General features: G+C 66.0%; 19 protein-coding genes. 9 read left to right on the top strand and 10 right to left on the bottom strand.

Features of this window, described 5'->3' with window-relative positions:
- Positions 1-107: 107 nt before the first annotated feature.
- Positions 108-1022 (top strand): LysR family transcriptional regulator, encoded by a 915-nt coding sequence (locus PSELUDRAFT_RS12775; protein WP_088967200.1) that lies wholly within the window; start codon positions 108-110, stop codon positions 1020-1022.
- 134 nt (positions 1023-1156) lie between these two features.
- Here PSELUDRAFT_RS12775 and PSELUDRAFT_RS12780 read toward each other — a convergent pair whose 3' ends face one another.
- Complete coding sequence (locus tag PSELUDRAFT_RS12780; protein ID WP_088967201.1) at positions 1157-1582, bottom strand: Hsp20/alpha crystallin family protein; 426 nt, start codon at positions 1580-1582, stop codon at positions 1157-1159.
- Between the two features lie 531 nt (positions 1583-2113).
- Entirely contained in the window at positions 2114-3352 is a 1239-nt protein-coding gene (gene lysA / locus PSELUDRAFT_RS12785; RefSeq protein WP_088967202.1) for a diaminopimelate decarboxylase, read from the bottom strand.
- A 108-nt stretch (positions 3353-3460) separates the two neighbouring features.
- Between lysA and PSELUDRAFT_RS12790 the strand changes: the two genes are divergently transcribed.
- The 4 genes from PSELUDRAFT_RS12790 (at position 3461) to PSELUDRAFT_RS12805 (ending at position 7743) form a co-directional block, all read left to right on the top strand.
- Positions 3461-4372 (top strand): LysR family transcriptional regulator, encoded by a 912-nt coding sequence (locus tag PSELUDRAFT_RS12790; protein ID WP_088967203.1) that lies wholly within the window; start codon positions 3461-3463, stop codon positions 4370-4372.
- A 172-nt stretch (positions 4373-4544) separates the two neighbouring features.
- Positions 4545-5639, top strand: a complete 1095-nt coding sequence (locus tag PSELUDRAFT_RS12795; RefSeq protein ID WP_088967204.1) for an ABC transporter substrate-binding protein — start codon at positions 4545-4547, stop codon at positions 5637-5639.
- Positions 5640-5648: 9 nt separating this feature from the next.
- Positions 5649-6878, top strand: a complete 1230-nt coding sequence (locus PSELUDRAFT_RS12800; RefSeq protein ID WP_088967205.1) for a diguanylate cyclase — start codon at positions 5649-5651, stop codon at positions 6876-6878.
- Positions 6879-6975: 97 nt separating this feature from the next.
- Positions 6976-7743 (top strand): hypothetical protein, encoded by a 768-nt coding sequence (locus tag PSELUDRAFT_RS12805; protein WP_157725120.1) that lies wholly within the window; start codon positions 6976-6978, stop codon positions 7741-7743.
- 91 nt (positions 7744-7834) lie between these two features.
- Here PSELUDRAFT_RS12805 and PSELUDRAFT_RS12810 read toward each other — a convergent pair whose 3' ends face one another.
- The 3 genes from PSELUDRAFT_RS12810 to PSELUDRAFT_RS12820 form a co-directional block, all read right to left on the bottom strand.
- The gene (locus tag PSELUDRAFT_RS12810) at positions 7835-9163 is read right to left on the bottom strand and encodes an MFS transporter (protein WP_088967207.1); all 1329 of its coding nucleotides are present in this window, start codon (positions 9161-9163) and stop codon (positions 7835-7837) included.
- A 44-nt stretch (positions 9164-9207) separates the two neighbouring features.
- On the bottom strand, positions 9208-9723 hold the full coding sequence (locus PSELUDRAFT_RS12815; protein ID WP_088967208.1) for a gluconokinase: 516 nt from the start codon (positions 9721-9723) through the stop codon (positions 9208-9210).
- Positions 9724-9849: 126 nt separating this feature from the next.
- Positions 9850-10866, bottom strand: a complete 1017-nt coding sequence (locus tag PSELUDRAFT_RS12820) for a LacI family DNA-binding transcriptional regulator (protein WP_088967209.1) — start codon at positions 10864-10866, stop codon at positions 9850-9852.
- A gap of 279 nt (positions 10867-11145) precedes the next feature.
- Between PSELUDRAFT_RS12820 and PSELUDRAFT_RS12825 the strand changes: the two genes are divergently transcribed.
- Both PSELUDRAFT_RS12825 and PSELUDRAFT_RS12830 read left to right on the top strand, forming a co-directional pair.
- Positions 11146-11850 (top strand): ABC transporter substrate-binding protein, encoded by a 705-nt coding sequence (locus PSELUDRAFT_RS12825; RefSeq protein ID WP_157725121.1) that lies wholly within the window; start codon positions 11146-11148, stop codon positions 11848-11850.
- 104 nt (positions 11851-11954) lie between these two features.
- Positions 11955-13469 (top strand): diguanylate cyclase, encoded by a 1515-nt coding sequence (locus tag PSELUDRAFT_RS12830; RefSeq protein WP_088967211.1) that lies wholly within the window; start codon positions 11955-11957, stop codon positions 13467-13469.
- 30 nt (positions 13470-13499) lie between these two features.
- Here PSELUDRAFT_RS12830 and PSELUDRAFT_RS12835 read toward each other — a convergent pair whose 3' ends face one another.
- Positions 13500-14384 carry a LysR substrate-binding domain-containing protein gene (locus PSELUDRAFT_RS12835; protein WP_088967212.1) on the bottom strand — a complete coding sequence of 295 codons (885 nt, stop codon included), beginning with the start codon at positions 14382-14384 and terminating at the stop codon, positions 13500-13502.
- Between the two features lie 102 nt (positions 14385-14486).
- Between PSELUDRAFT_RS12835 and PSELUDRAFT_RS12840 the strand changes: the two genes are divergently transcribed.
- Positions 14487-15380 carry a DMT family transporter gene (locus PSELUDRAFT_RS12840; RefSeq protein ID WP_088967213.1) on the top strand — a complete coding sequence of 298 codons (894 nt, stop codon included), beginning with the start codon at positions 14487-14489 and terminating at the stop codon, positions 15378-15380.
- 148 nt (positions 15381-15528) lie between these two features.
- Positions 15529-17139, top strand: a complete 1611-nt coding sequence (locus tag PSELUDRAFT_RS12845) for a methyl-accepting chemotaxis protein (RefSeq protein WP_255374053.1) — start codon at positions 15529-15531, stop codon at positions 17137-17139.
- Between the two features lie 364 nt (positions 17140-17503).
- Here the strand turns inward: PSELUDRAFT_RS12845 and PSELUDRAFT_RS12850 are convergent, their stop codons facing one another.
- The 4 genes from PSELUDRAFT_RS12850 to PSELUDRAFT_RS12865 all read right to left on the bottom strand — a co-directional run bounded on the left by PSELUDRAFT_RS12850 (position 17504) and on the right by PSELUDRAFT_RS12865 (position 21731).
- A complete protein-coding gene (locus tag PSELUDRAFT_RS12850) occupies positions 17504-18274 on the bottom strand; it encodes a carbon-nitrogen hydrolase family protein (protein ID WP_088967215.1) in 771 nt (256 codons plus the stop codon).
- 45 nt (positions 18275-18319) lie between these two features.
- Complete coding sequence (locus PSELUDRAFT_RS12855; RefSeq protein WP_088967216.1) at positions 18320-19801, bottom strand: cytosine permease; 1482 nt, start codon at positions 19799-19801, stop codon at positions 18320-18322.
- 87 nt (positions 19802-19888) lie between these two features.
- Complete coding sequence (locus PSELUDRAFT_RS12860) at positions 19889-21331, bottom strand: aldehyde dehydrogenase family protein (protein ID WP_179947543.1); 1443 nt, start codon at positions 21329-21331, stop codon at positions 19889-19891.
- Positions 21332-21341: 10 nt separating this feature from the next.
- Complete coding sequence (locus tag PSELUDRAFT_RS12865) at positions 21342-21731, bottom strand: nuclear transport factor 2 family protein (protein ID WP_088967218.1); 390 nt, start codon at positions 21729-21731, stop codon at positions 21342-21344.
- Positions 21732-21733: the final 2 nt, after the last annotated feature.

Consider the following 21733-nt stretch of genomic DNA (forward strand, 5'->3'; position numbering starts at 1 on the left):
GGAACGGCGGTTGCCGTCATGCTGTGCAGTCTATTGCCGGCAGTTGACGCGATAAACCGGCCAGTTCTGGTTAGACTATCCGTATAAACCGGATAATGAGGCGAGCCATGGAGCAATTGGACGCAATGCGCGTATTCCAGCGGGTAGCGGAGCTGGGCAGCTTCATTCGCGCCAGCGAAAGCCTGGGCCTGCCGCGCGCCACGGTGTCGGATGCGGTGCAGCAGCTGGAAAGCCGGCTCGGCACCCGGTTGCTGCACCGGACCACACGGCGGGTGCAGCTTACCCAGGACGGGCAGCTGTTCCTGGAGCGCAGCAGCGACCTGCTGGCGGATTTCGACGAGCTGGGCGCCATGTTCCAGCAACAGCAGGCGGCGGTCAGCGGCCGGCTGCGGGTGGATATGTCCAGCGGCATCGCCCGCAATATGGTGCTGCCACGGCTGCCGGCCTTTCTTGCCGCCCATCCCGGGTTGCAGCTGGAGTTGTCCAGCACCGACCGCCGCGTGGACCTGGTGCGTGAAGGCTTCGACTGCGTGGTGCGGGTGGGCGAGGTGCGCGATGCCAGCCTGATCTGCCGGCCGCTGGGGCGCTTTGCGCTGGCCAACTGCGCCAGCCCCGCCTACCTGGCGGCGCACGGCACGCCGCAGACGCTGGACGATCTGGCCAGCCACAGCATGGTGCATTACGTGCCGCAGCTGGGTGGCAAGCCGGATGGCTTCGAATACCTGGATGCGGCGGGGCAGCGCTGCTTTGCGGCGGTGGCCGGCCGGCTGGTGGTGAACAGCGTCGACGCCTACCTGGGGGCCTGCCTGGCCGGCATGGGCATCATCCAGCTGCCGCGCGTGGCGGTGGCGGCAGCGTTGGCCGCAGACCAGCTGCGCGAAGTCTTGCCGCAGTGGCAGGCCGCGCCGATGCCGGTAAACCTGCTGTATGCCAACCGCCGCCACCAGCCGCGACGGGTGCAGCTGTTCATGAACTGGCTGGACGAGGTGATTCGCCCGTATCTGCTGCCGGTAGCGGGCTGATGGCAAGGCCCTTTCGCATCGCGAAAGGGCCTTGGCGGATAAGCCGGAAGGCGGCCAGCTTGCTTGGCTTGCTGGTGCGGCACGGCTTGGTGTGAATCAGTTACCTTGTCAGCAGGCTGGCCGTGGCGGGAGGCTCACTCCACCGGCAGCCGGGTACCGCCGGCGCCGCCGCGGCGCTTGGGCAGGGTGAGCGTCAGTACCCCGTTTTCGTATTTGGCGCTGGCCAGTTCGCGGTCGATATCGGCCGGCAGCTGGAAGCTGCGCGACACCATGCCGTAGTAGCGCTCGCTGCGCAGATTGCGCTCGTCCTTCTGGCTGTCGAACTGTTTCACTTCCGCCTTGATGGTGACCTGCGGGCCGTCGATCTCCACCTGGATATCTTCCTTGGCCACGCCAGGCACCTCGGCCAGCACGGTGTAGCTGCTGTCGGATTCGTTGACGTCCAGCTTGATCTGCGACGGCAGGGTATCGCCGTGCAGCGGTTTGATGAAAAAGCCGGGGGTGGTGAAATCGCGGAACAGTTCGTCGAACAGGCCGCTGCGGGAGGGCAGGATATTCATGGCTTCTCCTTGCGCATCAGTGGGTTGTAGCGACTTAGAGCCGCTTGCCATGGATATAGTGCCGCAGGGCTGGCTACTCAAGGGCTGGGGGCGGCGTGGTTTGATCTGTGGCAAATGCTGGCACGCAGGGTGGGCAAAGCGCAGCGTTGTCACCAGTTCGCAGCTTGGGGAGCCTGCGTAGCGAAGCCCAGCGCCTACCGCATCTGGTATTGCATCCGTTGCGCGGCTGTTGTTTGAAGTTGCCGGTTCCCGCCAACGGGCTTGGGGCGCGCCGGTTTGGTGCTGGCTCTTGTGCCGTCAGGCGGATTGTTTGGCTGTGGCTCGCTGTAGGGCGGGTTGGCCGCAGGCCATACCCGCGCGATGTTGGCAGCTTGCGCGGGTATGAACCGCTGGTTCAACCCGCCCTACGCGGTGCCACATGCGGGCTGGCAAAGCACCGCCTGCCCACCAGCGGCAGCTGGCTTGCGGCCAACCTTGCAGGCAATAAAAAAACCACGCAGAGCGTGGCTTTCGGTACAGGGGCCGGGGCTTTTACTGCAGCTCCAGCGCCAGCAGTTCTTCCACCGTCTGGCGGCGGCGGATCAGGCGGTCGGTATCGCCGTCCACCAGCACCTCGGCGATCAGCGGGCGGGTGTTGTAGTTGCTGGACATCGACGAGCCGTAGGCGCCGGTGTCATGGAAGATCAGCAGGTCGCCCACCCGCGCCGCCGGCAGCGGGCGCGGCAGTACCACGCCGCCATCGCCCTGGGTGAATACGTCGCCGGATTCACACAGCGGGCCGGCTACCACGCAATCCTGTTCCGCCTGCTGCACGCCGTCGTGCGGCACCACGCTGATGTGGTGGTAGCTGCCGTACATCGACGGGCGCATCAGTTCGTTGAAGCCGGCATCCACCAGCACGAAATGGTTGCGGCCAACGTTCTTGGTGGCGCGCACCTCGGCCAGCAGGTTGCCGGATTCGGCCACCAGGTAGCGGCCCGGTTCGATCTCCAGCGCCAGCGGGTGGCCGATCAGCGCCGCCGCTTCCTGGCGCGCGGTATCCCACAGCCCGAAGTAGTGGCCGGTGTCCACCGTGGCATCGCCGTCGCGGTAGGGAATCGACAGCCCGCCGCCGGCGGAGATGGCGTGCAGGTCCTGGCCGGCCTGCTTCACCAGCCGCACCAGGTCCACCATGGCGCCGCACACTTCCTGCAGGTGGCTGTAATCCACGCCGGAGCCGATGTGCATGTGCAGGCCCACCAGCTGCAGGCCGTGCTGGCGGATCACCGCCAGTGCCGCCGGCAGGTCGGTGTGCCAGATGCCGTGCTTGCTGTGCTCGCCGCCGGTGTTGGTCTTGTTGCTGTGGCCGTGGCCGAAGCCGGGGTTGATGCGCAGCCATACGCGGTGGCCGGGCGAGGCTTCGCCCAGCTGGTGCAGCATGTCGATGGAGCCGGCGTTCACCGGAATGCCGTGTTCCACCACCAGCGCCAGGGTGGGGCGGTCGATCAGGTCGGCGGTGAACACGATGCCGGACGGCTCGCCGGCGGCGTCGTAGCCGGCGGCCAGCGCGCGCAGGATTTCGCCGCGCGATACCGCATCCACTTTCACGCCCTGTTCGCGCATCAGCAGCAGGATGTGCACATTGCTGCATGCTTTCTGCGCAAAGCGGATGGTGTCGAACTGGCGCAGCGCGGCGATGCGCTCGCGGATCACCGCGGCGTCGTAGGTCCACAGCGGGGTGCCGTAGTGCTGGGCCAGTGCGGTGAGGCGGGCGGTGTCTGGGGTCTGCATGGTGTTTGTCCTTGGCGCTATTTGTTGCCTGCCATCATGCGCGCAGGTGTTAATTCAGTAAAATGCTAATATTTCTACCATCGATTCATTTTTGATATGGGGGTAGCCATGAGCATCGGCCATCGGCACGTCGAGATCTTCCGCGCGGTGATGACCAGCGGCAGCGTTACCGCCGCCGCGGCGCTGCTGCACACCTCGCAGCCCACTGTCAGCCGCGAGCTGGCGCGGCTGGAGCAGCTGCTGGGCTTCGTGCTGTTCGACCGCATCAAGGGTCGGCTGTTGCCCACTGCGCCGGCGCTGGCGCTATACGAGGAGGTGCAGCGTTCCTACATCGGCCTGGAGCGCATTGTGGAGGCGGCGGCCAACCTGGCACGGCCGGACGGCGGCCAGCTGGCGGTGGCCTGCCTGCCGGCCTTCGCCCACGCGCTGTTGCCGGCGGTGTGCCGCCGCCTGCACGAGGTGGCCGGCATGGCGCGGGTGGCGATTACGCCGCAGGAGTCGCCGCTGCTGGAGGAGTGGCTGTCGGCGCAGCGTTTCGACATCGGCCTGACCGAATCGGTGGAAGCGCCGCCGGGCACCACGCTCACGCCGCTGCTCAGTGCCGACGAGGTATGCGTGCTGCCGGACGGCCACCCGCTGCTGGCCCGGCCGGTGCTGACGCCGCAGGATTTTGCCGGCCAACCGTTCGTGAGCCTGTCGCCGCAGGATGCCTACCGCCTGCAGCTGGACGCGGTGTTCGCCGCCGCCGGCGTGGCGCGGCAGCTGGTGTGGGAGACACACAGCGCGGTGTCGGTATGCGCGCTGGTGCAGCAGGGGCTGGGCGTGGCCATCGTCAACCCGCTCACCGCGCTGGCCATGGCCGGGCAGGGGCTGCAGCTACGGCGCTTCGCGGTATCGGTGCCGTTTGCCGTCAGCGTGCTGCTGCCGCAGTTCCGCCCGTCCACCCCCTTGGCCGCACGTTTTGTCGAGCTATTGCAGCAGGAAGCGGCGGCGCTGCGCCAGCGGCTGGCACAACTTTAGCGCTCCACGCTTGAAAAGCCGTTGGCCGCATGCTGGCGCAGCCTGCAGTTAACGCTATGGTTTCTTTGTGATTTTATTTAAAATTAGAGGCGGTGAAGGCGGCTTTAAACGGAATTACGGCCGATTATTGCTGCCGATAATAAAGAATAATTTAAAAATCGAGAGAGAAGTCATGCGCAAATTTGTGCTGCTGGTGTGCGCGCTGCTGCTGTGCGGCCTGGCGCAAGCCATGTCGGTCACCTTCATCAACCCCGGTAAACACGACGAGATCTACTGGCTGACCGCCTCGCGCGCCATGCAGGCGGCGGCGGACGACCTGGGGGTGCAGCTGGAAGTGCTGTACGCCGAGCGCATCCACCCGCATGCGGTGGAGTTTGCCCGTGAAATCGCCGCCCGGCCCAAGGCCAGGCGCCCGGATTACGTGATCCTGTCCAACGACTACGGCACCGCGCCGGAAATCCTCAAGCTGCTGGATGGCGCCGGCATCCGCACCTTCCTGGCCTTCAGCGGCCGCGGTGACGACAAGGGGCCGGAGCCGATGGGCGCGCCGCGCACCCAGTTCCACCTGTGGCTGGGTTCGCTGGAGCCGCACGCCGAAGATGCCGGCTACCAGTCGGCCAGGGCGCTGATCCAGAAAGGCCGCAAGGCCGGGCTGCCGCGCGTGGCTGGCAAGCTGCAGCTGATCGCCATCGGCGGCGACCGCTCCACGCCCACCTCCATGCTGCGCGATGCCGGCATGCGCCGCGCGGTGGCCGAGGCCGGCGATGTGGAGCTGGTGCAGGAAGTCTATGCCGCCTGGACCCGCGAGCGCAGCGCCGAGCAGAGCGAGTGGCTGTACAAGCGCTACCCGCAGGCGCGGCTGGTGTGGGCCGGCAACGACCTGATGGCCTTCGGCGCCATGGATACCTGGCGCAAGCAGGGCGGCACGCCGGGCAAGGACGCCCTATTCAGCGGCATCAATACCTCGGCCGAGGCGATGCAGGCGCTGCGCGATGGCAGCCTGACGGCGCTGTCCGGCGGCCATTTCATTGCCGGCGCCTGGTCGCTGGTGATGCTGTACGACTACGACCGCGGCATTGATTTCGCCCCGGATGGGCTGGAGCAGGACCGCAGCATGTTCACGCTGTTCGATGCCACCAGCGCCGAACGCTTCATGCGCGATTACGGCAACCTGGATTTCTCGCACGTGGATTTTCGCCGATACAGCAAGGCGCTGAACCCGCGGCTGAAGCACTACGATTTCAGCTTCAAGCAGCTGTTGAAATAAGGATGCCACTTGTCGCGTAATTTCCGCCCGCTCGCCCATGCCCTGATCCGCCGCATCGCACTGCTGGCGGTGGGCTGTGCGCTGCTGTTCAGCGCGGTGCAGGGCATCTGGCTGTACCGCTCGGTGCAGCAGCAGCTGCTGGGCAATATCCAGTACCTGGCCAGCAGCAACATCCCGCTGCTGTCGGTATCGCTGTGGGACATCGAGCCGGAGGCGGTGCGCCGCCAGCTGTCGGTGATCGTCGCGCGCCCCGGCGTGGCTTTTGCCCGCATCAACGTGGTGACCGGGCAGATGTTCGAGGCCGGCGACTCCAGCACGCTGTACAACAACCGCGTGACGCGCTTTGTCATCCCCATGCCCAACGGCAGCAGCAAGCCGCTGGGCGAGCTGCTGATCGTGCAGCGCGAGGCCTATATCTACCAGCAGGTGGCCAGCTCGCTGATCGGCATGCTGCTGGGCTACCTGCTGCTTACCGTGCTGATCTGCGGCCTGGTGGCCTATGTGCTGCGCCGCGACCTGGAGCGCCCGATGCGCGAAATCGCCGCCTTTGCCGGCCGCCTCACGCCGCAGAGCCTTACCGACCCGCTGCGGCTGCAGCGTGGCAGGCGCGAAGTGCATGACGAGATCGACCTGGTGGCCGGCGGCTTCGTCACCCTGCAGAACGCGCTGACCGAGCACATCGACTCGCTGGACCAGCAGGTGGAGGAGCGCACCCAGCAGCTGGAAACCGCGCTGGGCGAAATCCGTGCGCTGCTCACCCACGATGCGCTTACCGGCTGCTACAACCGAGCCTTCCTGGCCGAGCGCCTGCCGCAGGAAATGACCCGCGCCCAGCGCAGCGGCCAGCCGCTGGCACTGGTGTTCTGCGATATCGACCACTTCAAGCAGATCAACGACGAATACGGCCACCTGGTGGGCGACGAGGTGCTGACGGCGGCGGCTTCGCGCCTGCTGAGCCAGTTGCGCAGCGACATCGACTGGGTGGTGCGCTTTGGCGGCGAGGAATTCGTGATCGTGCTGCCGGATACCGGCCACGACGCGGCGCAGCAGGTGGCCGAGCGGCTGCGCGATGCCATTGCCACCTCGCTGCGGCTGCAGGATGGCCGCCGCCTGCAGATCACCGCCAGCCTGGGCGTGGCGCTCTGGCAGGCAGGCGAGGGCATGGAGCCGTGGCTGAAGCGCGCCGATGCCCTGCTGTACCAGGCCAAAATGCGCGGTCGCAACCAGGTGGCGGCCTGAGCGCATGCCTGTTCCCGCGGACAGTTACTGCGGATGGCGTATTGCCGCCGGGCGCCGGTGGCGGCATGCTGTGCCGGCCCCACTGATCTGGTTTGCCATGGCTGATTCGCTCGTGAAATTCCCGCGTGCCGGGCTCGCCGTTGCCGTGCTGCTGGCTGCTGCCACCAGCGGTGCGGAACCGTTGCGCGCGGCGATCCGCGTGCCGGTTTACAGCGAATATTCGGAGCCGCCGTTTGCCGCCGAAGGCAGCAACAGCCTGTCGCTGCGGCTGGCCGACTGGCTGACGGCACATGCGGCCGGCGCGTATGTGTTCCAGGCGGTGTCGCTGCCCAGAAAACGCCTGTCGGCGCTGATAGCGCAGCCGGGCTGGCAGGGGCTGGTGCTGTGGGCCAATCCGGTATGGTTCGACGATGTCGGCATGCGCCGCTACGCCTGGTCGCAACCGCTGATGCAGGATGTGGACCTGGTGATCTCGCGCCAGGAGCTCTCACTGGAATATGGCGATCTCGGTCACTATACCGCCTTGCGGCTGGGGGGGATTGCCGGGCACCGCTATGCGGATGTGGACCGGCTCTTCGCTGATGGCCAGCTGCAACGGGAGGATGCCGACAGCCAGCTGCAGAATGTGTTCAAGCTGCGCCGGCAGCGCATCGATCTCACCTTCATCCAGGCCTCGTCGCTGCCATACCTGCTGCAACAGGTTCCGGATCTGCGGACCTGGGCCTATTTCTCCCGCAGCAACCGTGGCCAGGTGACGCGCTACTGCTTTGCCGACAAGGACAACCGGCGCCTGATCGGCTACGTCAACGCACAGATCGGCCTGCTGCAGCAGGACAAAACCTGGCAGGGCTGGCTGAAGTACTGACGCAACGTCGCAAAGGTTGGCCGCAAGCGCCGGCGGGCAGAAAAATGCCGCCCGGCGGTCAGCGTGGGCGGCATTGCGGCTTGCGGGGTGTTCAGGCTGCGCGGCCGCCTGCAGTCTGCCCGTTCAGGCTGCTGCTGTCGGTCGGCGCCGGAATCGGCTCGATGCGGCCGAGCAGGAACACGAAGGCGGCCATGCCGATCAGCAGCATTACGCCTGCCACCAGGAAGGCATTGCTGAACGAGTGGGTGCTGCCGACGATGATGCCGGTGACGATGGGGGCGATGGCACCCATCATGTTGTTGGCGAAGTTCATGATGCCGCCCACGGTGCCGGTGCCGCCTTGCGGCGCGATCAGCGACGGTAGCGACCAGCCCACCGGCGCGGCGGCGGCCAGGCCGCTCAGCGCGATGGTGATCCACACGATGGCAATGTACGGGTCCTGCGTGGTGGTGGTGCCGAATACCGCCAGCCCCAGCAGCATGCCGCCCAGCAGCACGCCCTTGCGCACGCGGGTTTCGTCGTGGCCGCGGGCGATCAGGTGGTCGATCAGCCAGCCGCCCACCAGCAGGTCGGACAGGGTGGCGAAGATCCACGGAATGGCGGAGAACCAGGCGGACTTCAGGATGCTCATGTGCATGGTCTGCACCAGGTAGCCCGGCAGCCAGGTCAGGAACAGGTAGAACACATAGCCATAGGCGGCAAAGCCGATGGACAGCCCCCACACTTTGCGCTGGCGCAGCAGGTAGCCCAGCATCTGCAGCGAGCCGCCCTGGGCGCCGCCTTCCGGCGTGGCGCCGCCGGCCACGATGTGGCGGTATTCCTCGGCCGACAGCTTGCTGTCCTTGCTCGGGTCACGGTAGATCGCCCAGAACGCCACGAAGTAGCACAGGCTCAGCACCGCGGTCAGGCCGAAGCCCCAGCGCCAGCCCAGGTGCACCACCGCCAGCGCCACCAGCGGCACGCCGATCACGTTGGAAAACTTGGCGGCGGCATCGAAGATGGCGGTGGCCATGGCGCGCTCGCGGCGCGGGAACCAGTAGCCGGTGGCCTTGGAGCTGGCCGGGAAGCCCGGCGCCTCGGCCACACCCAGCAGCGCGCGGGCGGCGAAGATGCCGCCAAAGCCGCCGGCCAGCGCGGTAAGCGATGCCGCCACGCCCCACAGGAATGCCCCCCAGCGTCCCACTTTGCTCACGCCGAAGCGGTCCAGGATCACCCCGGTGGGAATCTGCAGCAGCGCGTAAGTCCAGAAGAAGGCGCTGAACAGCAGGCCCAGGTCGCTGTTGTCGAGATGGAATTCGCTTTGCAGCTGCGGTGCCGCCACCGACAGGCTGATGCGGTCGAAGTAGTTCACCAGGATGCCGACGCCCAGCAGGGTGCCGATCTGCCAGCGGCGCCCGCCGCGTGGTGTGCTTGCAGTCATGGATGTGTCTCCTCTGATGTTCTCTGGTTTGTGTGTGATGTTGCTTATTGGCCGGGCCGCTGGGAGAGGCGGTCCAGGATGCTGCGGGTAATGGTTTGCGGCGTGTCTTCCACGTTGACGGTGAGCGCGTTTTCGTCGGCACTCGGCGGCTCCAGGTCGGCGAACTGGCTGGCCAGCAGGCTGCTGGGCATGAAGTGGGCGCTGCGTTGCTGCATGCGCGGCGCAATCTGCTCCACGCTGCCGGCCAGATGCACGAACAGGATGTCCGGGTCGGCGGCGCGCAGTATGTCGCGGTAGCGGCGTTTCAGCGCCGAGCAGGCCAGCACGCTGCCGCTGCCATCGGCACGGCTTGCGGCCAACCTTGCCGCCAGGGTTTCCAGCCAGCCCTGGCGGTGCTTGTCGTCCAGCGGTGTGCCGGCGCTCATCAGCGCGATGTTTTCCGGCGGGTGGAAGCTGTCGCCTTCGATGAAGACGATGCCCAGCTCGGCGGCCAGGGCCTGGCCGATGTGGCTCTTGCCGCAGCCGGCCACACCCATGATCACGATATTGTTTGCAGTCATGTTAGCGCTAACATTATGAGATAAAAAAAACCGCCCACTCAGCCGGGCACTCCAATGGCTGCGATGTTAGCGCTAACAATTTTGCAATGGCAACGGCTGGCAGGGCAGAAATTTCAGCACGCCAAATCAGCTGCTCTGCCTATGTTGCAGCGCAAAACCCAGGTCGATACAGGCTGTTTCACCGGATTTTCCCTGCAGCCTGGCCAGCAGTTGTTGCGCTGCAATGCGGCCAATGTCATGGCGGGGTGTGGCAATTGTGGTCAATGGCGGGGTGGTCCAGGCGGAAGGCGCCAGGTCGTTGAAGCCGGCCACCGCCAGTCGGGCGGGTACCGCGATGCCGCGCTGCTGGCAGCGCGCCAGCAGGCCGATGGCCAGGTCGTCGTTGCAGCAGAACACTGCATCGCAATCCGGCTGTGCGGCCAACAGTGCATCCAGCATGTCGGCGCCCATCTGCATGCTGGACGGCCGCGGGTCCAGCAGCTCGTGCGCCGGCTGGCAGCCGGCGGCGCTCAGTGCCGCGCGGTAGCCGGCCAGGCGCTTCTGTACCCGCTCGTCCAGCTGCGCGCCGAGGAAGGCGATGCGTCGGTAGCCGCGTGCCAGCAGGTGGGCGGTCATTGCCCGGCCGGCGTCTTCCTGCGAAAAACCCACGCAATCGCGGCCGTCGCTGGCCAGGTCCATCATGTGCACTGCCGGCAGCTGGTGGCGCGCCACCAGGTTGCGGAAGGCTTCGCTCTGCGCCAGCCCGGTGAGCAGCAGGCCGTCCGGGCTGTGCTCCAGGTAGGCGCGCAGCAGTTGCAGCTCCTGGTCGGCGTCGTAGTGGGTGTTGCCGATCAGCAGCTGGTAGCCGGCCGGCTGCAGCACTTCCTCGATGCCGGTCAGGGTGTCGATGAACACGGTGTTGCTCAGCGAGGGAATCAGCACCAGCACGGTATGCGAGCGCGCCGACGCCAGGTGGCGCGCGGCACGGTTGGGCACGTAGCCCAGTTGCTCCACCGCGGCCAGCACCTTTTCCCGCAGCGCTTCCGATACCTTGTCCGGCGTGTGCAGCACGCGCGACACGGTAATGGCGCTGACGCCGGCGGCCTGGCCGACGTCGTGCAGGGTGACGCCGCTGCCGGCGCGGATACGGGACTTTCTGGACATGGCGGGCTGTCGGGTAGGAAAACAGCGGCGATTCTAGCGCAGCCCCGGCAATTGATCAGCGCCGCGCGTGGCCGCGGCGGTGCAGGGCAGGGCGGCGGCCAAACAAGCGCACCGCTCGTATTCACAGCGATTTTGGATTATAAACCGCAGGAAGTTCGGGGTTTTCGGCGGTGCCGATAACGCCAATAGCATAATAATTGACGGGGACATGATTGCTGCGGGCAATATCGCGCAGCATTCTGCTGATGTATGCGTTTACTGCTTTGTAGTGTCTTGTTGATGGTTGCCAGCGTGCCGGCCTGGTCGGCCACGGTAATCAATCTTGCCTCCACGGATTATCCCCCCTATTTTTCGCCATCACTGCCGGGCGACGGCGTGGTTGGCGCCATTACCCGCGCCGCACTGGCCAAACATGGCTATACCCTCCAGCTGCATTACCGCCCGTGGGCGCGGCTGATGTCCGAAGTGGAGGGTGGCCATTTCGATGGCGTGATGGCGGTGTGGTATTCGCCGGAGCGCGCCGGCTATCTGTTGTTCAGCCAGCCGGTGGCCAATACCGTGATCGGCTTTTACCAGCGCAAGGACAAGCCGCTGAATGTGCAGTCGCTGGCCAGCCTCAAGCCTTATCTGGTGGGCACGGTGCGCGGCTACAAGAACCCGGATGCGTTCGATGCGGCCAGGCTGGACACCGAGCAGGCCAACGACGACCTGAGCAATCTGCGCAAGCTGGCGGTAGGCCGGCTGGACCTGGTGCTGATCGACAAGGCGCTGGCCCACCAGCTGTTGCCGCAGCTGCCGGGCAATATGGCGGCCCGCATCCACTGGCAGAATCCCCCGGTGGCGGTGATGCCGCTGCATGTCGGCTTTTTTCGTGGCATGACGGGCGCCGTCAAGTTGAACAGCGATTTCAACGACGGGCTGGCGCAGCTCGAATCCAGCGGCGAGCTGGAAAAAATCTTCAAGCGCTTTCACTTTGCCCAATAATCCGGCGCAGGGTTGGCCGCAAACCGGTAAAGCGATGCCCCATGCCAATATCAACAAATGGCCGGAAATTATTGATAAGTGGATATTGAGAGCACGACAAATTGATGGCCGGTGATGACCCAGAAAAATCGCCCGCGTCCGGCAAGCTGCTGCAGCGGCACCCGGCGTTGATCCTTGCGTTTGCCGTGCTGCTGGTTGGCGTCATGCTGGGGCTGGTGGGCAATGTGCTGCTGCGGCAGCGTCAGGAAATGGTGCTGCATGCTGCCGACAATGCCGAAAACCTGGCATTGATTTCGGAACGGGAAATCACCCGCACCCTGCAATTATTCGACCTGTCCATCCAGGCGGTGGTGGACGGGGTAGTCAACAAAGAGGTGCTGGCACTCTCGCCGGGTATGCGGCAGATGGTGCTGTTCGACCGTTCGGCAACGGCGGGCAAGTACCTGGGCTCGCTGCTCTTTGTCGATGATCACGGCAATATCGTGTTCGACTCCGCCGCCGAAACGCCGCGCCACGGCAATTTTGTCGATCGCCCCTGGTTCACTGCCCACCTGCACAATGCCGATGCCGGCCTGTATATCAGCCCGCCGTATCGTTCCCGCTTGCGCAACGGCATGCAGAGCATCGCGCTGAGCCGGCGTGTGCAGCATGCCGACGGTTCGCTGGCCGGCGTGGTGGTGGGCGCCATCGACCTGGAGTATTTCCGTGCCCTGTTCAGCGGCCTGAACCTGGGCGGCGATGGCACCATCAACCTGATGTCGGGCAGCGGCACGGTGATCATGCGCCTGCCGTACCGCGATGACTGGATCGGCGCCAACCTGGCCAACAGCACCAACTTCCTGCGCGCGCGGCAACAGCACGAGCGCTTTTTTGTGGGCACCAGTGCGCTGGATGGCCGCACCCGGCTGTACGTGGTGCGCACCTTCAAGACCCTGCCGCTGGTAATCAGCGTGGCGCAGGGCCTGGACGAGGTGTATGCCCAGTGGTGGCGCCAGGCCAGGATGGTGGTGCTGCTGATTTCCCTGCTGGCAGTGAGCCTGCTGGCGGCGGCGTGGCTGCTCACCCGCGAGTTCCAGTCACGGTTGAAGGCGGAGCGCGAGCTGCTGCTGCTGGCCGAGGTGGACGGGCTTACCGCGCTGAACAACCGTCGCAAGTTCGATGCGCTGTTCGAGCGCGAGTGGCTGCGGGCCAAACGCCTGCACCACCCGGTAGCAGCGCTGTTCGTGGATATCGACTGGTTCAAGGGCTTCAACGACAGCTATGGCCATCAGCGCGGCGACGATGTGCTGCGGCAGGTGGCGCATGTCATTGCCGGTGCGCCCAAGCGGCCGGCCGATGTGTCGGCGCGCTTTGGTGGCGAGGAGTTCGTGCTGGTGCTGCCGGATACCAATGCGCGCGGCGCCGCCAAGGTGGCGCAGCGCATTGTGGATGAGGTGCGCGCGCTGCAGATTCCCCACGCTGGCAGCAGCTATGGCTGCGTGACGGTCAGCGTTGGCTATGCCTGCAGCGATATGGGCGTTATCGAGGACGGCAAGGCACTGATCGCCCAGGCCGACCGGGCGCTGTACCTGGCCAAGTCGCGCGGCCGCAACCGGGCGGTCAGCGCGCTGGAGTCGTAGCGGGGCTTGCGGCCAACCTTTGTGATCCGATCAGCTGGCCGCCGCGGCCAGCAGCCAGTCGTGCAGCGCCTGTGCCGCGGGGCGCAGGCTGGCACCGCGTGGGTGCACCAGGTAGTAGGCCTGCGCTACCGGCAGCACGCAGTCGAACGGTTCGATCAGCAGACCCTGCCGCAATTCCTCCGCCACCAGCAGCCGGCTGCACAGCACCACGCCACGGCTGTGGCGGGCGGCTTCTATGGCAAGCGAGGTCTGGTTGAAATGCAGGCCGGGCAGGGCGGCCACCTGCGTTGCGTCCAGCCCGGCAAAGCGGCCCAGCCAGGCCGGCCAGTGCGGGTGCAGGGTAGAGTGCAGCAGCGTGGCGCGCGCCAGGTCGGCCGGCGCCGCCAGGCCAAGCTTGGCCGCATAGTCCGGCGCGCAGAACAGCCGCGCCTCGTCCGGCAGCAGCAGGCTGGCCGCCAGCTGCGGGTCCTTGCCGTCGAAGTGGCGCACGGCCAGGTCGATGGCATCGCGCTCGAAATCCACCAGCGTGGTGGAAGCCACCAGGTGCAGCGCAATCTCCGGGTAGCGGCTGAGGAAATCCGCCATGCGCGGCGCGAACCACTTGGCCGCCAGCGTGGGCGGCAGCGACAGCCAGGCTTCGCTGCTGCGCCGCTTGCGCAGCGCGTGGCTGGCCTGCTGGATGCGCGCCAGCGACGGCTGGATCGCCTGCCAGTATTCCTGCGCTTCCGGCGTGGGGCGGATCTGCCGGGTTTCGCGCACGAACAGCGCTGCGCCCAGCCAGTCTTCCAGCTTCTGCACCTGCTGGCTGACGGCGCCCGCCGTTACCGCCAGCTCATTGGCTGCCAGAGCAAAACTCATGTGCCGCATGGCGGCATCGAAAGCCAGCAAGGCTTTCATCGGTGGGTAGCTTGTCATATACCGCAGATTTTCTATTGCATGGCGCAACTATAATCGTTTGTCGGCCAGCGTGCCGCCGGCAACAATCGGGGCATCATCACTCGTGCTGGCGGATTCGACATGAAACACCTTGCCTATGCGGCCTTCCTGCTCCTGGGCCTGATCTGGGGCAGCAATTTCCTGTACATGAAATGGGCGGCGGTGTGGCTGAGCCCGGCGCAGATCGTGCTGCTGCGCGTGCTGTTCGGCTTTGTGCCCATTCTGCTGCTGGCACTGGCCCGCGGCGTGCTCAGCTGGTCGCAGCTGCGCCAGCTGCCGCACTTCATCGCCATGGCGCTGCTGGCCACCGCCGTCTACTACTACGCCTTTGCCGCCGGCACCGCGCGGCTGCCGTCCGGCATCGCCGGCATGCTCAGCGGCGCCATTCCGCTGTTTTCCTTTGTTACCGCCTGGCTGTTCCTGCGCGAGGAGCCGCTGAACCGCCGCACGGTGGGCGGCCTGCTGCTGGGTTTTGTCGGCGTACTGCTGATCGCCCGGCCATGGGCGGCCGGCAGCATCGATCTGCATGGCGTGCTGTACATGGTGCTGGGTTCGCTGAGCGTGGGCAGCTCCTTTGTGTATGCGCGGCGCTTCCTGGCCGGCAAGGGCTATTCGCCGCTGGCGCTGTCCACCTGGCAGACCGGGCTGGCGCTGCTGATGCTGCTGGCGGTGACCGATCTGCACGGCATGGGTGGCATCCTGCAGGATGGCCGCGCGCTGGCCGGGCTGGTGCTGGGCCTGGGCCTGCTGGGCACTGGCCTTGCCTATGTGCTGTATTACTGCATCGTGCAGCAGCTGGGCGCGCTGCGCGCCGCCGGCGTGACCTATATCCCGCCGCTGGTGGCGCTGGCGATCGGCAGCATGGTGGCACACGAAACCCTGCAGACGGCCCACCTGCTGGCGGTGCTCTGCATCCTGGGCGGGGTGTTCCTGCTGCAGACCGGCAAGGCTGCCGGCAGCGTGTCGTCGCGGTAAGGGCGTTATTACTGGGCGGCGCAGTATTTACCGCCTGCTAACGAAAGGCATGCTCATTAGCTGTGTGCATAAGGGCCTGCGAAAATTTCACTTGCATATATGCCGTCTGAATTGTAAATAAACTTCAACTGAACAGTTGGAGAGCATGATGAGGATTTCGCAGCGGCTTGCCCTGATGTTATCGGTAGCAGTTATCGGCACCCTGACGCTGACTGCCAATTCCTTTCTGCAGATGCAGCGCCTGAACGGGCAGATAGACAGCATCGGCAACGATGTACTGCCCAGCGTGCGCATTCTGGGCGACGCCGGCAAGGAGCTGGTGGAGACGCGCAATTCGGTACTGGCGCATGTAATGGCTGCCGATCTGGCGAAAAAGACCGAAATCGAGGCGGACTACAAGGACAACCTGGCCTCGCTGCACAAGGACATCGGCCAGTACGAAACCATGGCGCTGAGCAGCGAGGAAAAGGTCTACCTTGGCCAGCTGAAGGCCGGCGTGGACGAACTGAACCGCAAGTACGACGGCGTGCTGGCTGCCTCGCGCGCCGGCCAGACCGAAGAAGCCATGCAGCAGGCGCGGGCGGCGCGTGATCACTTCAAGGCCACGCAGAAAGTGGTCGATGAGCACATCCGCTTCAACCAGCAGCAGGCCGACCGTGCGCTGGCCGACGCCAGAAGCGTCAGCAGCAGCGCCGAGCTGATGTCCACGGCCATCACGGCGGTGGCCATCGTGCTGCTCCTGGTGCTGGGTTACCTGAGCTACCGCCAGATCATCGGCAGCGTGCAGCGCGGCCAGCGCGGCATCCAGCAGCTTACCGAGTCGCTGGATTTCACCTCCCGCTGCCAGGTAAGCGGCAAGGATGAAATTGCCGACATGCTGCATGCCTTCAATGCACTTACCGACAAGCTGCAGGGCAGCCTGAGCACCGTGGTGGCCGCCTCGCGCGAAGTCACCCAGTCCGCCACCGAGCTGGCCAGCTCCGCCCGCCAGGTGGCTGCCGGTTCCAATGCGCAGAGCGAATCGGCTTCCACCATGGCCGCCGCGCTGGAGCAGATCACCGTCAGCATCAACCACGTGGCCGACCGCACCCATGAGGCCAACAACCTGGCGCAGGACACCGGCAGCCGCGCCCAGAGCGGCGAGGAGGTGATTGCCGGTACCAGCGAGTCCATCGAAAGCATTGCCGGCGCGGTGGAGCATGCCGCGGAAGAAGTCGGGCAGCTGGGTGAGCGCACCCGCGAGATCGCGGTGGTGGTGAACGTGATCAAGGACGTGGCCGACCAGACCAATCTGCTGGCGCTGAATGCCGCCATCGAGGCGGCACGCGCCGGCGAAATGGGCCGCGGCTTTGCGGTGGTGGCAGACGAGGTACGCAAGCTGGCGGAACGCACCGCGCAATCCACTCAGGAAATCGCCGCCATCATCGGCGCCATCCAGAATGTGTCCAGCAGCGCTGCCGAACGCATGCAGGGCGTGGTGAGCAATGTGGAAAGCGGGGTGAGCGAGGCCGGCAAGGCGCGCGGCGCCATCCAGTCGATTGCCGAAGTAGCCGGCCAGAGCCGGCACCTGGTGGGTGAAATCAGCCACGCCATCCGCGAGCAGGGCTCTGCGGCCAACAGTATTGCGCTGCAGGTGGAAAGCGTGGCGCAGATGGCGGAGGAAAACTCGGCAGCGGCGGCGCTGGTTACCGATCTGGCCAGCCGGCTGCACCAGCTGTCACAGGCGATGCAGCAGGAAGTGGCGGTGTATCGGGTGTGATGCTGCGCAGTTGCAGCAATCGCTACTGCACACTTGTTCTGCGCCAGACTGTGTGAATCCGCTACGCGGATGATGATTCTGGTGCCGGTTCCGCCCGGCGGACGGGGTACTTTCTTTTGCTTCGCCAAAAGAAAGTACCCAAAGAAAAGGCGCCCCGGGGCTGCTCGAAACCCCGTGCAAAAAGGCACGCCCCAGGCGCCGCCGAACTCGCCCCTCGCTAACGGCTCGGGACTCAGACAGATCGGCGTCTTAAAACCTGGGGCAAATTAATACAATTTCGCCCGGCTCGCGCCGACGGGTTCAGGGCAAGTCGATACCGTTCTAACACCTGTACGCTTGGGAGCGATTGCCTAAGCGAATACTCTCACCCCAGCGCCAGTGCCAGGTAGTCGTAATCACGGCGTGCGGCGGCCACCTGGGTCAGGTCCAGGCTGATGTCCAGCATCTGTTCATCCTCGCCGCTAGCCAGCAGCAGGGTATTGCCGTACGGGTCGGCCACCTGGCTTTCGCCGCAGAAGGTGTAGTCGTCGCCCGGCCCCACGCGGTTGCACATGGCCACGAATAGCTGGTTCTCCATCGCGCGCATCGGCACCGCCATGCGGTGCACCCGGCCGTAGGGCTGCATATTGCCGTCCAGCACCACGATCAGCTCCGCGCCCTGGTGCGCCAGCTGGCGCGCGGTTTCCGGGAACTCGATGTCGAAGCAGATCAGCAGGCCGATGCGGATGCCGCGCCAAGTCACCACCGGAAACTGCCGGCCGCGCTGGAACACGCCCTGGTCCGACAGGTAGAGGTGCGATTTGCGGTAGTCGAGCACGATGCTGCCATCGGCATCGATCAGCAGCCCGCAGTTGTAGTAGCCGTCGTCGCGGCGCTCGGCCACGCCGATGGCGACAGCCACCCGGGCAGCCTGCGCGGCGGCGCGCAGTGCGCTTACCACCGGGCCGTCCAGCGGCTCGGCCAGCTCGGCGATATTGCCGGCAGTGGGAAAGCCGGGGACGAAGGTTTCCGGCAGCACCAGCAGATCAGCCTGGCCGCTGGCGGCGTGAATGGCGGCCAGTGCCTTTTCCAGGTTGGCCGCAGGGTCGCCATCGCGGCAGCTGGCCTGCAGCAGGCGCAGTTTCAGTGTGCTCATATGATTCGGGCCCGACCTGGCTGAGCAGGCCGGGCCTCGCTCCTTTTAGGCTGCCGGTTCGTAGGCCACACCCTTGTCATGGGCGTGGTGCGGGTCGAAGCGCAGGCTGGCCAGTGCCTGCTCGCTGGCCTCGATGGCCGGTTGCTCCGCCGGCAGGTCCAGGCTGCGGCTCAGCAGGTAGTAGGCCACGCCGGCTACCAGCAGGCCCACCAGCCAGCCGATGTCCACGCCGCCCAACCGGGTGGCGATGGGGCCGGTATACACCCCCGGCAGCACGAAGAACGGCACGGTGGCGGCAAAGCCCAGCAGGTAGGCGGCCAGGCCCTGCTTGCCCCAGATGCCGTAGATGCCATGCGGGGTGAACAGGTGGGTAATGGCATAGCGGCCACGGCGTACATAGAAGTAGTCCACCAGGTTGACGGCGGTCCAGGGCACCAGCAGGTACAGCATGATGGTCAGCGCGGCGAACAGCATCTCGATGGCGTTGACGCTGGTGGCCAGCGAAATCGCCGTCCACAGCGCGGTGAGCAGCACGATCACCACCACGCGCAGCGCACGGGTTGGCCGCACGGTCTTCAGCGAATCCATGGCGGTGACCACGGTGAGCATGCCGCTGTAGGCGTTCAACCCCATGGTGGCCACCATGGCGGTGATGGACGACAGCGCGATCAGCGCGCCAAAGCCGTGGAACACCGCATTGCCGGACTGGTACAGCGCCACCAGGCCGTCGCTGGCGCCCAGGCGGGTAGCCAGCCAGGCGCCCATGGCGATCAGCCAGATCGCCGACGAGGCCGCACCCAGGAACACCGAGGCGATGATGGAGCGCGCCGGGGTATTGCGCGGCAGGTAGCGCGAGTAGTCGGACACATACGGCGCGTAGGTGATGTTGTAGCTGGCGCTGGCGGCGATCTGCGCGGCAAACGCCACCAGGCTGAAGCCGCCCGCGCTCGGCACCTTGCCGCCGGCACCGCCGGTGAGGATGGCGTAGCTCAGCACCAGGTACAGCGGCAGGCTGAGGTAGAACACCCAGCGGAACACGCGGTGCAGCCAGTCATGGCCGTAGATCGCCAGCAGCATGCCGATCAGCGAGGTGATGACGGTCACCACGGTGGCGTTCCAGCCGAAGATGCCGTTCAGGCCGCTGGCCATCAGCACCACGTCCACCACGTTGAAGCCGACAAAGGTGAACAGCGTGCCGATCAGCACCAGCGACACGCCGCGGTAGCCGAACTGCGCCCGCGACTGGATCATCTGCGGCAGGCCAAGCTCGGCACCCTGCGAGGCGTGAAAGGCCATGAACAGCGTGCCGAACAGGATGCCGATGGCGCCGGCCAGCGCGGTGTAGCCCAGCGACAGGCCCATGCTGGGGCCGATGAAGCCGATGGCGATGGTGAAAAACTGGAAATTGCCGAGGAACCAGAACGGCCCCTGGTCGCGCACGCGGCCATGGCGCTCGTGTTCCGGTACGTAATCGATGGAACGTACTTCGATACCGCCGCGTGGCGGTTCGCCAGTGTGATTTGGCATTGTCTTCTCCTAGTAGACATGAATTCAGCGCCCCTGTTTGTTGTTGTGCGGGGCCTGATTGCGTTACTGCACTGCTGTACTGCCGGCTCAGATGGCCGTTACGACATGCCGTATCTCCTGAAAGGCGGCGAGGCCCCATGGCCCCAGTTCACGCCCGAGGCCGCTTTGCTTGCAGCCGCCCCAGGCAGTTTGCGGAAAAATCAGCTGCGGGCTGTTCACCCAGGCCAGCCCCACTTCCAGCTCGGCGGCCAGCCGTTCAGCACGGGCGGCATCGCCGCCGACCACGGTGGCCACCAGGCCGAAATCGCTGTCGTTGGCCAGCGCCACCGCTTCGGCGTCGTCCGCGAAGGCGCGCACGCAGGCCACCGGGCCGAATATCTCTTCGCGCCACAGCCGGCTGTGCGCCGGCAGCTCGGCAAACACCGTCGGCTGCAGGAAGTAACCGCGCGCATGCTGCGCCGGGCGCTGCCCGCCGGCGAGCAGGCGACCGCCATCGGCCAGGCCCTGGGTGATATAGCCCTGCACCCGCTGGTACTGCGCGGCGCTGATCAGCGGGCCGATGTCGGCCTCGCTGCCGCCAATGCGAAGGTTGGCCGCAGCGGCGGCAAAGCGGGCAACGAACTCGGCGTATAGCGGCTGCGCAACCAGGATGCGCGCGGTGGCCGAGCACATCTGGCCGGCGTTGAAGAAGGCGCCGCCCACGGCCAGCTGCACCGCCTGCTCCAGCTCGGCGTCGTCCAGCACGATCAGCGCCGACTTGCCGCCCAGCTCCAGGCTGACGCGCGCCATGCGTTCGGCAGCGGTGCGCATCACCGCCTGGCCGCTCTTGTTGCTGCCGGTGAAGGAGATCTTGTCCACGCCGGGGTGGCTGCTCAATGCCGCGCCCACGTCGCCGCCGCCGCACACCAGGTTGACCACGCCGGCAGGCAGGCCGGCGGCATGGATGATACGCAGCAGCTCGATTTCCGCCAGCGGGGTGAGTTCGGATGGCTTCAGCACCACGCTGCAGCCTGCGGCCAACGCTGGCGCCAGTTTCCAGGCTGTGGTCACCATCGGGAAATTCCACGGCACGATCAAGGCCGCCACACCCACCGGCTCGCGGCGCACGCTGGCGCGGAAGCCTTCGTCCGGCAGCGCCACGGCAGCAGGCTGCTGGCCATCGCTTTGCAGGCACAGCCCGGCGTAGTAGTCGAAGGTGCCGATGACATCCTGCACGTCCAGCTCGGCTTCCAGCCGCGGCTTGCCGTTATTGCGCATCTGCAGCGCAATGAGCCGTTCGCGGGCGGCATCCACGCCGCTGGCAATGGCGCGCAGCAGCTCGCCGCGCTGGCGCGCCGGCAGCCGGCGCCAGCCTGGTAGCGCCTGGCGGGCAGTCTGTACTGCGGCATCCACCTGGGCGGCATCGGCCGCGGCCAGGGTGGCCAGCACGCTTTCATCGGCGGGGTTGGTCACCGTCAGCGTGGCGCCCTTGCCCGGCTGCCAGAGGTTGCCGATCAGCACCGCCTGCGGCGGGGTGAGGTGTTCGCTCATGTTCATCCCCTCAGGCTGCCGGCAGCGGCGACAGGTGTTCGTGCACCGCCAGCCAGGCGCCGTCAGCCTGGCGCTGGAACACGATGGTTTCGCGCTCCTGCAGCTGCTGCTCGCCCTCGAAGCCGGCGATCACGGTATCGACGTGGTGGGTGAAGATCGCCACCTCGCCCAGCAGCTGCACCTGCTGCTGGCTGGAGTTGCAGCGCTGCACGCGAAAGCCGTAGTCGCGCTCCCACTGCTGCCACAGCGCCTGGTAGGCGGCGCGGCTGTCCAGGCGCTGTGCGCTGGTGTGGAACACGAAGCTGGCTTCGGGTGCGAAGGCGGCGAAGTAGGCGGCGGTGTCGTGGCGGGCGAAGGCGTCCACCAGCTGCGCGGCGGCAGCGAGTACTTGTTGTTGCATCA

Source organism: Vogesella sp. LIG4, from assembly GCF_900090205.1.
Taxonomy (GTDB): Bacteria; Pseudomonadota; Gammaproteobacteria; order Burkholderiales; family Chromobacteriaceae; genus Vogesella.